The organism is Arthrobacter sp. StoSoilB20, from assembly GCF_019977295.1.
GTDB classification, from domain to species: Bacteria; Actinomycetota; Actinomycetes; order Actinomycetales; family Micrococcaceae; genus Arthrobacter; species Arthrobacter nicotinovorans_A.
On record NZ_AP024651.1, the window covers coordinates 878,432 to 893,019 of the forward strand.

Sequence of the window (14,588 nt, forward strand, 5' to 3'; positions counted from 1 at the left end):
TCACTGTGAGCTACGGCGGTCACCTGTGAAATGCAAAGACCGCGCCGGTTCCCGCCGTTCGCTCCAGTGGGGACTGGTGCGATCGGCGGCAACCGGCGCGGTCTTCAAACTGCCTGGTTTAGTACCAGTTGTTGGCCAAGTGGAAGGCCAGGGCGGCCGACGGGGATCCGTAGCGCTCCTTGATGTAGTTCAGGCCCCATTTGATCTGGGTCTGGTAGTTGGTCTGCCAGTCAGCACCGGCAGAGGCCATCTTGGAAGCAGGCAGGGACTGGACGATGCCGTACGCGCCGCTGGAAGCGTTCGTGGCAGTGGTCTTCCAGTTGGATTCCTTCTCCCACAAGGTGTTCAGGGCAGTCATTTCGCCGGCGCTCCAGCCGTAGCTGCCCAGGATGCTTGCGGCGTAGGCCTTGGCAGCGGCGGGGTCATCCACGGCTTTCGGGGCTGCAGCAGCGGCTTCGGCGGCGGCCTTTTCGGCGGCAGCAGCGGCGTCGGCGGCCTGCTTGGCTGCAGCGTCAGCAGCTGCCTTCTCCGCAGCGGCTTGGTCGGCGGCGGCCTTTTCGGCGGCAGCCTTTTCAGCAGCAGCCTGATCGGCGGCGGCCTTCTCGGCGGCAGCCTTTTCAGCAGCGGCCTTGTCCACGGCTGCCCGGTCGGCAGCGCCCTTTGCGGCGGCTGCGTCCAAGGAAGCGGAGATTTCGGCTGTCTTGTTAGTGCTGACCTGGGCAGCTGCCTGGGTCTCTGCAACGCGGCTGGCCTCAGGGAGGTTCAGGGTGGCGTTGGCAGCAGTACCGAGCGATGCGACGCCCAACGCGGCGGCCACGACGCCGGCAACAACCGACATGCGGTGGCCGGACTTACCTTGGCGGGCAGCGTTCTTGAGGACGGTTTGCGACTTGGTCAACGGTGCGTTGTGCTCATCGCGGTGACGCGCGGAAGGGCGCGTCTGATCGTTAAATTCAGACATGTGTGATTACCTCTCAGCGCCTGCGGAGTTAGCTGTCGGGTTCGGATGAGGTCATCCGGCCGCGCATGTCGCTGCGGCTTCACCCCAAGGGTCCGGCATAAATGCCTGGGCCCGGAGACTCTGGGTCCCCCGTCTCTGCCTCGGAGTAAGAACGGACTCCGGGAAGTGGCAGAGCTCGGCGCATCCCGGATGCGGGCCAGTTGGGGCGACCCACCCTTTCGACGGTACAGGAGGAATTCGCAGAAGTCACATTTAGGTAACAGAGATCACGACGCCGGTGAGTCGCCTTGCCGAGTTCGTTACATCCCTTCGGCGGTGACGGTAGGTAGCCGCAGGGCGAATTCGGTTCGACCCGGGCGCGACGTGACCTCCACGCTACCGCCGTGCGCTTCGACGATGGATTCCACGATCGACAACCCCAGCCCCGACGTCCCTTCAGACCCCGATCTCGCGGCATCCGCCCGGGCAAAGCGGGAGAAGATCCGGCCTTGGAAATCCTCTGGAATGCCCGGCCCGTTGTCTGTCACGGTCACCACTGCGCTGCCATCGGCGGAGAGCATGACGGCCGTAACCACGGTAGTGCCGGCATCGGTGTGTTTGCGGGCATTGGACAAAAGATTGGCCAGGACCTGGTGCAGCTGGGTGGAGTCGCCGCGGACCGTGACGGGTTCGTCCGGCAGTTGCAGTTGCCATATGTGGTCCGGCGCCATGACCTTCTCGTCACTGACCGTTTCGATCACCAACTGGGTGAGGTCCACATCGGTAACCTTGACCGGTTGGCCCTCGTCCAACCTGGCGAGCAGCAGGAGATCCTCCACCAGCGTTGTCATCCGCTCTGACTGGCTTTGCACGCGGGCCAGGGATTTGCGGCCGTCGTCAGTGAAGCTTTCGGTCATCCTCAGCAGTTCGGTGTAACCGCGGATGGCAGTGAGCGGCGTTCGGAGCTCGTGTGAGGCGTCCGCGACGAACTGGCGTACCTTGGTTTCGCTTTCCTGGCGGGCTTCCAAAGCGCTGGAGACGTTGTTCAGCATCAGGTTCAGGGCATGGCCTACGCTGCCCACTTCCGTTCCGGGATGGGCGGCCGACGGCGGTACGCGCACCGCAAGTGCCACTTCACCGGCGTCGAGCGGAAGACGTGAAACCTTGGTGGCCACCTCGGAGAGCTGCTCCAGAGGCCGCATGGTCCGGCGGATGATGACGGTGCCGGCGAGGCCGATGACCACCAGCCCGCCCAGCGAGACCAACACCATTGTCCAGACCAGTGAGGCCTCGGCGCTCTGTTTGTCCGCGAGAGGCAGGCCCGTGACGATCACGTCGCCATAGGGGGCCTCGACCGCTACCAGCCGATAGTCCCCGTTGGAGAGGGAACGATCCACCGGATCACCGCTCTTGGGCAGCGCCAACAGCACTTGCTCATCCGCGGGGGACAGCGCAACACGGTTGCCTTGGGCGTCAATGAGCCCTGAACTGCGGACAGTGGACCCGTCGATCCTGGCGTTGAGCGTTCCGGCGGCCTGCCCCCTGGCCTCCAGCGGGTCCGGCTTCCCCGAAGGTGAGGAGGGAAAGTTCGACGGCGGCCTGCCGAAGTCGTTCGCGCGGCTGGACGCCTGCTCGAGCTGCCTGTCGAGCTGCTTGTTGAACACCATGTCCATGGAGGCGTAGCTGACCACTCCTACCGCCCCGCAGATAGCGACCAGCAGTGCCATCGCCACCAGGACCAGCCGGGTACGCAAATGCCACGTGGAGGGGTTCAGCCAGCTGCGGCCGGATTTTCTGGCCACTCCTGAAAGTGTGCTCAACGCCTAGTCCGCGGGCTTGATGACGTAGCCGGCGCCGCGAATGGTGTGGATCATCGGCGGATGGTTGGCTTCGATTTTCTTGCGAAGGTAGGAAATGTAGAGCTCCACGATGTTGGCTTGCCCACCGAAGTCGTAATCCCACACGCGGTCCAGGATCTGGGCTTTGCTGATGACCCGTTTGGGGTTCTCCATGAGGTAGCGCAGAAGCTCGAACTGGGTTGCCGTGAGGGGAATGTCCTCGCCTGCGCGGGTAACTTCGCGGGTGTCCACGTTCAGGGTGAGGTCACCCACCACCAGTTCCGCGGTGTCCATGGCAGCGACGCCCGAACGCTGGACCAGCCGGTGGAGTCGCAGGAGGACTTCTTCCATGCTGAAAGGTTTGGTGACGTAGTCATCGCCGCCGGCAGCCAATCCGACGATCCTGTCCTGCACGGCATCCTTGGCGGTGAGGAAGAGGGCGGGCACTTCCGGGGCGAAGGCGCGGATGCGGTTGAGGACCTCCACGCCGTCGAAACCGGGCAGCATGACATCAAGGACCAGGACGTCCGGCCGGAAATCCTTGGCCAGCTTCACGGCCCCGGGACCATCGCCGGCAACGGACACAGACCAACCGGCCATGCGCAATCCCATGCTCATGAGTTCGGCGAGGCTGGGTTCGTCATCCACCACCAAGGCGCGGATCGGAGAACCATCAGGGTGGGAGAGCTGGGGCAGGTTGTTGGTCATGGAGTGCGAGGAGGCCATGGGACAACTCTCCGTTCTGCTGGTTAGCCAGCGCTTTGCCCGTCCTGTGAGGATGCTGTGAAGTCAACACTAGCGAGGTGGGAGTCAGCGTGTCCGAAACGCTTGGCAATCCTGTTTCTACGGCTTGTAGCAGATTTTTGTCCGGATTTTTCGGAAGTGGGCCGTCCACGATTGGACAACAAGTGTTTCAGATCGTGAGATTCCGCAGCCGGGCTGTTCCCGGGAATGTCAGTGCACATGATGCCCCATTGGCCGAAGAATGTTCACTGGATTGCAATTATTTCTTGCTCGAGCCGAATGAAATGGCGTTCATTTATCCCCTCGACTGAATTGTGATTTACGGCACAATAGACCTCTCCGTCTCAAAATGTGGACGGTTCTGCGCTTTGTTACTTGCGTGTTGCCATTGTTACGTTGCACACTTCCAATGTGAACAAGAACTCAACAGCACCTGCAGCCGCAGCAACCTGGCCCAGCACACCCGCTGGCCATGATGACCGCTGTTGTCGAATGCAAGCCTAACTTTCCACCCCAAGAAGTTTCAGGCATTCGCCCCCTAGCCCAGCGTTGGGCGCCCCTCCCCAAACTCATTGCGGGGACAACCAGCATTCGAAGCCGCGATGACGGCTATTCACTTTTGAGGTAAGCACTCCATGTCAGTTGCATCTGGATACGTCCACATCTCCGTCCGTAACGCCAACAAGGCCGCATCGAACGCAGGGCTCCGCCCCGGCTTCGGCAACCGCCCCGGCTACGCTCCCTCCCAGCAGGGCGCAGGCCAGCAGGCCCCCGGTTACGTTCCGCAGGGTTACAACCCCAACTCCTATGGCCAGTTGCGGGCAGTGCCCGCTGCCGAGCCGGCACCCATGACTGCGCCTACGCCGGTCATTGCCCAGTCCGACAGGCTCCGCCCCGTTGCCAACGACAACGTAGCCCGTGGCTTCGTGCTCTACATGGGCATTGACGAAGAAACCGCAGCGGCCGCAGGCACCTCCATTGCCAAGCTGGCCCAGGAAATCCGTGCCTACGCCCAGTCCCTCGTGACCGGTGCAGAGAGCTATGCTGCCGTGGCAGTAGCCCCCGCCGGCGCGCCCGGGTCCGCACTCGACGTCGTGCGTTCAACCTTCGGTGACCCGACTGTCGCCGCACGCCAGCGCACCGAAACCGCCCGCCCGGCACCGCAGCAGGAATCCCGCCCCTCCGGCGTGCTGATCGACCTCGCCCGCCGCGAAGTGCACCTGGACGGCGAATCGCTGAACCTGACGTTCAAGGAATTCGAACTCCTCAACTATCTCGTGGAGAACGGCACCCGCACCGTGGGCCGCGACGAACTCCTTGAAGGACTGTGGCGCAACGCCGAAGAGGTCCCCAACGAGCGCACCATCGACGTCCACATCCGCCGCCTCCGCTCCAAGCTGGGCCGCCTTGCCAACACCGTCCGCACGGTCCGTGGCCAGGGCTACCGTTTCTACGAGCACCCCGAGGTCATCGTCTGGGCCGCTCCGGAATACTCGATCTAAGCAGCACCGCAGCCGAAAGGCGGCAACATCCCCCTGTGCCTGCGCTCGTTCTTCTTGCGACAACGGCGCTATCGGGATATGCCGCCTTTCGGCTTTTTCGTGCCCTGACGAGGATTGGCCTCCGCAGCTGAAGGGTCCAGGGCGCCGGGTGTGTGTGCGGCTACCACCTACATTGGCTGGGGAAGCCCCCTGGCACGCCCGCTGCCTCCGCGTGTTGGGGGCGTACGGAGTTCAAAGTGGGTGGTGGGGGACCGGGGCGCCTGGGGCCGTGACCCTCTTTGATGCGCCGGCAGCCCATAGGCAACCGCATCCGGTTGCTATCGGGGCGGTTCCCTCTCAAAGAAGGTCAGGAACGCCCGGTGCCTTGGGCGGATAGGGTTGATCCATGAGCGATCACCACATCAAGCGCCTTGTGATCATGCGGCATGCCAAGGCTGATTGGCCCATGGGGGTGCCTGATCACGAGCGTCCCCTCGAGGAACGGGGCCACAGGGAGGCCCCGCTTGCCGGCAAATGGTTGCTCGAGCAAGGCGTGGTGCCCGACTTTATCCTGTGCTCGTCTGCGCTGAGGACCCGGCAAACATGCACATGGGTCTGCGATGAACTGGGCGACAAAGCGCCGACGCCGAAACTCGAGGACGGCCTGTACTCAGCCTCAGCGAACCGTATGTTGACGGTCATCAATCATGTCCCCGATACCGTCACCACGTTGATGATCATCTCGCACATGCCCGGGGTCCAGGATCTCGCCATGCACTTGGCCTCGCGCGATTCGGACCACGACGCGTACATGGACGCCGCCACCCGCTACCCAACGAGTGCGTTGACGGTAATGGAAACGGAGAAATCCTGGGCTGAACTGGACGGGCAGGACGCGCGGCTGACGCACTTCGCGGTCCCCCGCACCTAGCGGGCTCCCCAAAGGACGGCGCGCGGCTGGAGCGAGGCCGCGCCTACAGCAAAGCCGCAGCCGAAGCGCCGGTGCTTGTTGGAGCGGCGGCGTTGCCCCCAGCCCCCGGCTACTGTTGGCTGCCCGAATCTCCGTGGGCCAACTGGGGCATGCACATGCAGCGAATTTCAAAGACGGGCAGGCCCGCCGCTTCATCGCCGTGTCCGGTGGCGACGAGGTATTCGCCGTCGAACATGTACACCGGCAACTGGGGTGCCATGTATTCGTTGTAGCGGCTGGGATAGACCCATTGCCCGCGGATATCGAACGCCGGCAGGGCGTAGGGGTCCCGCCGGTTGTGGGCGCTCGGATAGAGTCCGTCATCGATCATGAGGTAACTGACCAAGCCATAGGTGTGATGGTGGTTCATGTCCGTGGGAAAGAGGATTGCTTCCACAGTTGGGCCCCTTCAGGAGTTTCGACGATCGCGCTCCAAGCAGCGCGGACAGCTAGGTAAGGTTAGCCTAAGTTAACAACTGGTGGGGCGTCGAATGTTCCCCTGTGTGACTTCGATCAAACTGGTGGCAGCGGCAAGTCTTCAGCGGCGACGTCCTGCAACATGCGCACTGCTTGCCGGATGGTGGGGCTGGCGGTCATCGTTTTCCGGTAGACCAAGCCCACGGATCGTTGCTGCACTGGGTTGATGACCGGAATCGCAACGACGCCCGGCGGCAGCTCCGGCCTTCCGAGACGCGGGACGAGTGCCACCGCCACCCCCTGCTCCACCATGGCAACGTGCGTCGAGAAGTCGGGATCATAAATGCGGATGTCGGGAACGCGGCCCAGTCCGGCGAAGATCTGCAGCAGGGCCTCGTTGCAGATAGCCCCCGCCGGGGTACTGATCCACGTCTCATCCAGCAGGTCTTCACGCTCGACGGCGGTGCGGGACGCCAGCGGGTGGGTGCTGTTGACCAGGACATCGGCTTGGTCAATGCAGAGGTCCTCGTGCACCAGGTTTTCCGGTATCACCAGCGGCACTGAGTTCCAGTTGTGGACGACCGCCAGTTCCGCCTCCCCACTGGCCACTCTTTGAACCGCTTCGCGGGGGTCTTCTGCCAGCACCGTGACCTTCACGGCGGGATGGTTGGCCGCTATGCGCCCGAGCATCGGCCCCACGAGCCCGCGGCACGCGGTGGAGAACGCCACCAGCCTCAGCAGGCCGGACGGCTTCGCGGGATCAGCCAACAAGGTGGCCTGGAGCTCTTCCAGTTCGCCCATGATCCGGCGCCCATACCCGGCCAGTGCCAGTCCGCGCTCAGTGAGGAGCACGCCGCGGCCATTCCGCTCCAGAACGGTAACGCCGGTCTGCTTTTCCAGTTTCTTGATCTGCTGCGACACCGCCGATGGGCTGAATCCCATCACCTCGGACGCCGCCACTACCGAGCCATGCTGTTCCACGGCAACCAGCGCCCTCAAGGCGGGGATATCAATCATGAAGCAAATCTACGCTGTTGGATGCACAATTCAACGCTGGTGCTTCACGCTAAAGGAAGTCAGAGTGTACTTGTGAACCTTCGCCATTCTGCCCTCGCCGTCCTGGTCGCCGTCCTCTGGGGCATCAATTTCGTTGCCATCGACCTCGGCCTGCACACCAACGGCAGGGAAGTTCCTCCACTGCTTTTTGTCGCGATGCGCTTTGTCCTCGTCGTCTTCCCCTTCATCCTGTTCATCCGAAAACCGGACGTGGGCTGGAAGCCGATTCTCGGCGTCGGACTGTTCATGAGCGCCGGACAATTCGGCCTCCTGTATCTGGGCATGGCGCTCGGGATGCCTGCAGGTTTGGCCTCGCTGGTGCTCCAAGCGCAGGTGCTGTTCACCGTCCTGCTGGCCTCGAAGTTCCTGGGGGAGAGGCCCAGCCGGCGTCAATTGGCCGGCGTGGTCCTCGGCATCGCAGGGCTGGGAGTGGTGGCGCTGGGGCGCAGTGCTGTGGCACCGGTGCTTCCCCTCATGATTGTCCTGGCCGCGGCTTTGTCCTGGGCTGTCGGCAACGTGGTGGCAAGGCATTCCAAAGCCGCCTCCGGTTTGGGCCTGGTGGTGTGGTCGGGAGCGGTGGTACCTGTTCCCCTGGCGGGGTTGTCGCTGGTGGTTGACGGCCCGGGCACGGTCTGGGCTACGCTCACGGACCTGCAGCCGGCCACCATTCTTAGTGCGATCTACACTGCCGTGTTTGCGTCCCTTGTTGGTTACGGCATCTGGAACCGGCTGTTGTCGCTCTACCCGGGTTCCGACGTCGTGCCTTTCACGCTTTTGGTCCCGGTGATAGGGATGACAGCCGCGTGGCTGGTCCTCAACGAGATTCCCACGCTGACCGAAATCATGGGCGGGCTGATACTGCTCCTCGGAGTGGCCATCGCTGTGCTGGGCGCCCGAGGCAAAATCCGCAAGGAAACTCCCGTTGCGAGGCCCGCTCTGCGCCTTTAGACCTCGGGAAAGCGCGCAGAGCGGGCCTCGCAACGTGGGGGATCAGCGCAGCCGGAAGATGGTCCGGTGCCAGTCCTTCTCCACAACGCCGTCCAGCTCGACCATCACATGCTTCACCTGCGTGTATTCCTCAAAGGAGTAGGCGGACATGTCCTTGCCGAAGCCGGATTGCTTGAAGCCGCCGTGGGGCATCTCGGAAATGATCGGGATATGGTCGTTCACCCAGACGCAGCCGGCGTTGATCTCGCGGGTGGCACGCATGGCCCGCTGCAGGTTGTTGGTCCAGGCCGACGCTGCCAGTCCATAGACGGTGTGGTTGGCCAGGTGGATCGCTTCGTCATCCGTATCGAACGGAAGGACCACCAGGACCGGGCCGAACACTTCATCCTTGACGATTTCCGAGTCCGGGCCTGCGTCCACCACCAGGGTGGGCCGGTAGAAGGCGCCGTTTCCCAAACTCCCATCCGTCGGCGCATAGCCGCCGGCCATCACCTTGCTGTAGCTCCGGGCGCGATCCACCATCCCCGCCACATGGTCCCGCTGCTTGAATGACGCCAGTGGGCCAAGGTCCGCGTCCTCATCCCCAGGAACCCCCAGGGTGATCCCCTCGAAGCGGGCTGCGACCTTGGCCACGAATTCCTCGTACACGCTCCGGTGCACAATGGCGCGGGTGGCTGCGGTGCAGTCCTGCCCGGTATTGATGAGCGAACCAGCAACAGCGCCATGCACTGCGGCGTCCAGCGTGGCGTCGTCGAACACCACGAAGGGTGCTTTTCCGCCCAATTCAAGATGCACGCGCTTGGCATTGACGGCAGCAGCTTCCAGAACCGTGCGGCCTACAGCGGTGGAACCCGTGAAGGACACCATATCCACGTCCGGATGCCGCATGAGGGCAGCTCCAACAGTGGCGCCGTCGCCCACAACCACGTTCACCACGCCGTCGGGCAATCCCGCATCAGTGAGCGCCTGCGCGAAGAGGAGGGAGGTCAAGGGTGTGATCTCGGCGGGCTTGAGGACCATGGTGTTGCCGGCCGCGATTGCGGGCAGGATCTTCCACGCCGCCATCTGCAGCGGGTAGTTCCAGGGAGCGATGGAGCCCACCACGCCAATGGATTCGCGGCGGATGGACGAGGTGTGCTGAGGGGAGTATTCAGCTGTGGCTTTGCCCTCCAGGTGGCGGGCTGCCCCGGCGAAGAAGTCGATGTTGTCGATGGTTCCGGGGACGTCGAACTCCCGGGTCAGGCGCAACGGCTTGCCCGTCTGGGAACTCTCCACGCGGGAGAACTCTGCGGCCCGTTCCTCCATGATCCTGGCAAACCTTTGCAGGATACCGGCCCGTTCCCCGGCCGTGGTCCTGGACCACGCGGGGTAAGCGGAACGGGCTGCTGCGACCGCGGATTCGAGGTCCGCCACGGAAGCCAGGCTCACGGTTTCAACCACTTCGGAGGTTGCCGGATTGATGACGTCCAGGGTGGTGCCCGACGTGCCGGGCAGTAGTTGTCCATTGATGAACTGATGCATGGTGTGCCGTGCTTTCCCTGCCGGGCGTCGCTGTCCGGCAGTGGTGAAGGAACAGTGGTGAAGGAACGACGCCGGGTGGCGGCGTGCGTGCGGAGGATGGGTTGCGTTTCGGGGCGGCTATTCGAAAAAGCCGGTCAGAAAACGGGCAATAAATCTGGCGCAGCGAGGTGAGGATCCGGTGAAAGTCCCGGGCGGTAAAGGTTCGGTGCAGTGAAAGTTCGGGGCTGAAAGCCCGGTGAAAGTCCGGGGGCTTTTGCGAAGGTGCCGAAAGGCGGTGCGTCAGCCCTGAGTGCTTTCGCGCTCGGCGCTGTCCAGGATGGCGGCGAGGCCTGCCTGGAATGCCTTCAGGGAATCGAGGTTTTGCAGTGCGGCGTGATGCTTTTCAAGGAGGGGGTGACCGGTAATGCGGGTGAAGACCCGTGGGTTGAGCCAGGGATCGTGCCCCTCGGAGTCGGGAAGCCGTTGGATTTCAACGGCAATGCCGGCACCGAGCGCAAGGGTGTAGCTTTCAAGGGCTGCGTAGTAGTGCACCACGCGGTCTTCTTCCAGCCCGGCGTCCGTCAGGCACTGGAGGACGAACTCAATGGCCTTCAACTCGCCGGGACCGTAAGTGTCCGTAGCGAACGATTCGCTGCCCAGGGCGGGGTGCTGCATGAAGACCCTGAGGAGCTCGTCCAGGTACGCCTCCAGCCGGGCGCGCCAGTCCCTATCCCGTGTCACTGCCAGTGTGCGCTCCACCGAGGTCATGAACAGCTTGTCCAAGGCGGCCCTGACAATCGCATCCCTGTTCCGGAAATGCCGGTAAACAGCAGTGGCGTCGACCTCGAGTTCCTGTCCCAGCCGCCGGACAGTGAGCCGGTCTCCGGGTTCCTGGCTGGAAATCCGGAGGACAGCGTCGATGATGGTGGCTGGATCCAGGCGTGTGCGGCGGTCCGTCGACTGTGCTGGCTGCACCATCTGCTTGTCCGCCTTCCATGCGTTCCCCGGTTGACTATCAACCTACATGATTCATGGCCACCTCCTTTCGAGGACTAGTCAAAGTCTTTGTCATCACTGATGTCAACACTGTTGACTTTAATGTGATCCGGCTCATAGTCTGTCTCCAGAGTTGAATTTCCCTTGAAAGGACTCGAATCGTGCACGCAGAGATTTTGTTGGAGAACGGATGGGTGTACACCGGCAAAGACGCCGGACCCATCCGGGCGGATATAGCAATTGCGGGCGGCCGGATCATCGCTGTCCAAAACGCCCAGGACGCCCGGGACGCCCGGGACGCCCGGGACGCCCGGGACGCCCGGGACGCCCGGGATGCCGAGAACCCCCAGGACGCAGGAGACGCCCAGAACCCCCAGAACGCAGGAGACGCCGGAGGGATCCAGGGGACCATCGCCCCGCACACCCGCCGCGTGGACCTCCAAGGACAGCTGGTGCTTCCCGGTTTCCAGGATGCCCACATCCACCCCATTTTCGCCGGAATAGAGCTGCTCGAGTGCGACCTGACGGAGGTGGCCAGCGCCGAAGAAGCCGTGGAAACAGTGGCCCGCTACGCCGCGGACAACCCGGACCAGCCATGGATCCTCGGCGCAGGGTGGTCCATGGACCTGTTTCCGGGTGGCACCCCCATACGGCAGCTGCTGGACGCAGTGGTGCCGGACCGCCCTGTTTACCTCGTCAACAGGGATCACCACGGGGCGTGGGCCAACACTGCGGCGTTCAAAGCCGCCGGGATCACCAAGGAAACGCCTGATCCGGAGGGTGGCCGCTTGGAGCGTGAAGAAGATGGCACACCCGCAGGTACTGTTCACGAGGGCGCCATGGACCTGTTCAATCCGGTGAAGCCGGAGGTCCCTTATGAGTTGGCGTACCAAGGCCTCATGGCCTCCCAGAAACTACTTCTCGCCCAGGGCATCACCGCCTGGCAGGACGCTTGGGTTCCCATCCCGGAAGGCGGGCATGCCGATCACCTTGAGGTCTACCAGGACGCCGCGAAGGCCGGGGACCTCAAGGTCCGGGTCACGGCATGCCAGTGGTGGGACAGGACCGCCGGGATGTCCCAACTGGACGCAATCGTGGAACGCCGGGACAGCGTCGCCGGCGCCTTCGACCCCCTCCACCTCAATGCCAACACCGTCAAAGTGATGGTGGACGGTGTTGCGGAGAACTACACGGCAGCCATGCACCACGTCTACCTGGACCACCATGGACACCACACGGACAACCGCGGGATCGAGTTCTTCGAACCGGAGGAGCTGAAGGAGTTCGTGACCGCCATTGACGCCGAGGGCATGCAGGTTCATTTCCATGCGCTCGGGGACCGCGCTGTGACGGATGCACTGGATGCCTTGCAGGCTGCCCGGGAGGCCAACGGCGCCAACGATCACCGGCACCACCTTGCGCATCTTCAGGTGGTTCGGGACGAAGACCTTCCCCGTTTTGCCGCGCTCGACGCAGCCGCCAACGTGCAAGCGCTCTGGGCTTGCCATGAGGAACAGATGGACACCCTGACCCTCCCCTTCCTGGAGCCTGGCGCAGAGGACCGGCACTATCCCTTCGGCCAGCTGGCCAGCGCCGGGGCCACTGTAGTGGCGGGCAGCGACTGGCCGGTCTCCACTGCCGATCCCATCGCGGCCATCCATGTGGCAGTCAACCGCACTGCTCCCGGCGAGGACCTGCCTCCCCTTGGCCCGGCGTCACAAAAGCTCAGCCTCAAGCAGATCGTGGACGCCTACACGCACGGTACGGCCTGGATCAACCACCTCGATGCCGCGACAGGCACCCTTGAACCTGGAAAACTCGCAGATCTGGTGGTGCTCGACCTGAACATCTTCGAACTCCCCGAGGAAGAACTGCACCGGGCAGTGGTGACGCAGACGTGGATTGGGGGCGAGTGCGTCTATGACCGTGCGGCAGCCCAAAGCCCACTCACGGAAACACGCCGTAGCCATCAACCGGCGGTGACGCAGTGAGGCAGCCAAAAGCGCAGACACCTGCACCCACACCTTCGCAGGGCGCCGTGCGACCCAAACAGCGGACGACGCCGTCGCGCATCACCGCGGTGACGGTCGCCGGCGTCGTACTCGGCTTGGTCCTGGGCGGCTGCGGCGTGCGGCCCGCCGGCGTGACTGACGCAGCCGACGGTGCCAAGTACACCGTGTCGGACTCCACCGAGCCTCCCAGCAAGGAAATCGACAACTTCACCTGGGCCATGTACGCGGAGCCTTTCTCCCTGGACTACGCCTACGCCTTCGACTATCCGGACAACACGGTCCTGTCCAACGTGTGCGAATCGCTCTTCAGGTGGAACGCGGACCTCTCGTCCTCGCCCGGCCTGGCCACGGGAGTAGAGAATCCTGATCCCCTGACATGGGTTTACACCATCCGCCAAGGGGTGAAGTTCCACGATGGCACTGAGATGACGGCGGACGACGTCGTAGCTTCCTTGAGCCGCCACCTTGACCCGGAAGTGGGCTCGTTCTGGGCGTCGTCCTACCAAAATGTGGAATCGATCGTAAAGACCGGCGACTACCAGGTCACTGTCACCACCACGCGTCCGGACTACGTGTTCAACGCTTCCCTGGTTGGCGCCCCCGGGGTTGTGGAGTCAGCCAAAACCCTTGAGGACGCTGGAAAGGACTACGGCAACTCCAAAGCCGGCGTGAACTGCACCGGACCCTTCCAGTTCGATCAATGGGAAGCGGGGGAGAGCATCACCCTCAAACGCTTCGACGACTACTGGGATCCGGACCTCAAAGCCAAATCGAAGCAGGTCACCTTCACCATCCTCCCGGACGCCACCTCCCGCATCAACGCCTTCCAAACCGGCGAAATCGACGGCGGGTTCGCGATCCCGTCCAACGCGATCGACATCCTCAAAGCCAACAAAGACGCAGGATCCCTCTACTTCGGCAAGGACACCTCTGTGCAGAGCATGGTCTTTACCAACCTGGCCGGAACGTTCAAGGATGTCCGCGTCCGCAAAGCGCTCATGATGGCCATCAACCGGGACGCGCTGATCAAGGCCGCGGAGCAGGGGTACGCGAAGAAGACAGATGCCCTGACCACCAAAAGCGTATGGAAGAGCATTCAACCGGGAACAACGGACGAGGCCTTCGACGGACTGTTGTCCACGCCCTATGACCTTGCCGAAGCCAAGAGGCTCATCAAGGAAGCGGGGGCCGAGGGCAGCACCTTCGTCTTCGCTACGGCCTCGCTCAATGCAGCCTTCGACATCGCAGCCCGGGCCATAGCCTCCGCGGCCAAGGAGATCGGCTTGGAACCGGAAATCCAGACCATGTCCAACGACAAATACACCACCTTGTTCTCCGACCCCGAGGCCCGCAGGAACGTGGATCTCCTGGTCACTTCCTGGTACCTGTCCAGCACCGAGCCCCTGGAAATGTACAGCGTGTTGCGCACCGGGGACTTCAGCAACTACGGAGGGTGGAGCAACCCGGAATTCGATGACGTGGTGAACTCCGCCTACGGAGTGCAGGACCCTGATGCCCGCGGCAAACTCACGGGCAAAGCGGCCAAGCTGGCCAGCGAAGACGTGGTTTGGGGACCGCTGTACGAGACCGTCACCTCCATGTGGCTGGGCAAGCGCATCACCGGCGCGGACCCGTCCATCAATTACATGTACTTCCCGTGGGCAGCCCAGATAGGAGGTCGCTGAC

At 63.1% G+C, this 14,588-nt stretch carries 12 protein-coding genes and 1 riboswitch; of the genes, 5 read left to right on the plus strand and 7 right to left on the minus strand.

The window, feature by feature from the left end:
• Positions 1–118 precede the first annotated feature (118 nt).
• The 3 genes from LDN85_RS04130 to LDN85_RS04140 all read right to left on the minus strand — a co-directional run bounded on the left by LDN85_RS04130 (position 119) and on the right by LDN85_RS04140 (position 3,504).
• Entirely contained in the window at positions 119–961 is an 843-nt protein-coding gene (locus LDN85_RS04130) for a hypothetical protein (protein WP_026547661.1), read from the minus strand.
• A 3-nt stretch (positions 962–964) separates the two neighbouring features.
• Positions 965–1,152: riboswitch (cyclic di-AMP (ydaO/yuaA leader) on the minus strand.
• Positions 1,153–1,260: 108 nt separating this feature from the next.
• On the minus strand, positions 1,261–2,760 hold the full coding sequence (locus LDN85_RS04135; protein WP_026547662.1) for a HAMP domain-containing sensor histidine kinase: 1,500 nt from the start codon (positions 2,758–2,760) through the stop codon (positions 1,261–1,263).
• A gap of 3 nt (positions 2,761–2,763) precedes the next feature.
• Entirely contained in the window at positions 2,764–3,504 is a 741-nt protein-coding gene (locus LDN85_RS04140) for a response regulator transcription factor (protein ID WP_223944673.1), read from the minus strand.
• Between the two features lie 653 nt (positions 3,505–4,157).
• Here LDN85_RS04140 and LDN85_RS04145 point away from each other — a divergent pair.
• Together LDN85_RS04145 and LDN85_RS04150 are read left to right on the plus strand one after the other, a co-directional pair.
• On the plus strand, positions 4,158–5,024 hold the full coding sequence (locus LDN85_RS04145) for a winged helix-turn-helix domain-containing protein (RefSeq protein WP_026542230.1): 867 nt from the start codon (positions 4,158–4,160) through the stop codon (positions 5,022–5,024).
• A 385-nt stretch (positions 5,025–5,409) separates the two neighbouring features.
• Positions 5,410–5,934 carry a histidine phosphatase family protein gene (locus tag LDN85_RS04150; protein ID WP_026547663.1) on the plus strand — a complete coding sequence of 175 codons (525 nt, stop codon included), beginning with the start codon at positions 5,410–5,412 and terminating at the stop codon, positions 5,932–5,934.
• A 109-nt stretch (positions 5,935–6,043) separates the two neighbouring features.
• Here LDN85_RS04150 and LDN85_RS04155 read toward each other — a convergent pair whose 3' ends face one another.
• Together LDN85_RS04155 and LDN85_RS04160 are read right to left on the minus strand one after the other, a co-directional pair.
• On the minus strand, positions 6,044–6,370 hold the full coding sequence (locus LDN85_RS04155; RefSeq protein WP_223944674.1) for a hypothetical protein: 327 nt from the start codon (positions 6,368–6,370) through the stop codon (positions 6,044–6,046).
• A 116-nt stretch (positions 6,371–6,486) separates the two neighbouring features.
• Positions 6,487–7,407, minus strand: coding sequence for a LysR family transcriptional regulator (locus tag LDN85_RS04160; protein WP_091552889.1), 921 nt, complete (start codon positions 7,405–7,407; stop codon positions 6,487–6,489).
• 72 nt (positions 7,408–7,479) lie between these two features.
• Between LDN85_RS04160 and LDN85_RS04165 the strand changes: the two genes are divergently transcribed.
• Positions 7,480–8,394, plus strand: a complete 915-nt coding sequence (locus LDN85_RS04165; protein WP_223944675.1) for an EamA family transporter — start codon at positions 7,480–7,482, stop codon at positions 8,392–8,394.
• Positions 8,395–8,436: 42 nt separating this feature from the next.
• Here the strand turns inward: LDN85_RS04165 and LDN85_RS04170 are convergent, their stop codons facing one another.
• A complete protein-coding gene (locus LDN85_RS04170; protein ID WP_026542225.1) occupies positions 8,437–9,915 on the minus strand; it encodes a gamma-aminobutyraldehyde dehydrogenase in 1,479 nt (492 codons plus the stop codon).
• Positions 9,916–10,194: 279 nt separating this feature from the next.
• The gene (locus LDN85_RS04175; RefSeq protein ID WP_091552882.1) at positions 10,195–10,872 is read right to left on the minus strand and encodes a TetR/AcrR family transcriptional regulator; all 678 of its coding nucleotides are present in this window, start codon (positions 10,870–10,872) and stop codon (positions 10,195–10,197) included.
• A 179-nt stretch (positions 10,873–11,051) separates the two neighbouring features.
• On the opposite strand from LDN85_RS04175, the gene LDN85_RS04180 reads away from it, so the two are divergent.
• Both LDN85_RS04180 and LDN85_RS04185 read left to right on the plus strand, forming a co-directional pair.
• Positions 11,052–12,881, plus strand: coding sequence for an amidohydrolase (locus tag LDN85_RS04180; RefSeq protein WP_223944676.1), 1,830 nt, complete (start codon positions 11,052–11,054; stop codon positions 12,879–12,881).
• Between the two features lie 47 nt (positions 12,882–12,928).
• Positions 12,929–14,587 (plus strand): ABC transporter substrate-binding protein, encoded by a 1,659-nt coding sequence (locus LDN85_RS04185; RefSeq protein WP_223944677.1) that lies wholly within the window; start codon positions 12,929–12,931, stop codon positions 14,585–14,587.
• Position 14,588: the final 1 nt, after the last annotated feature.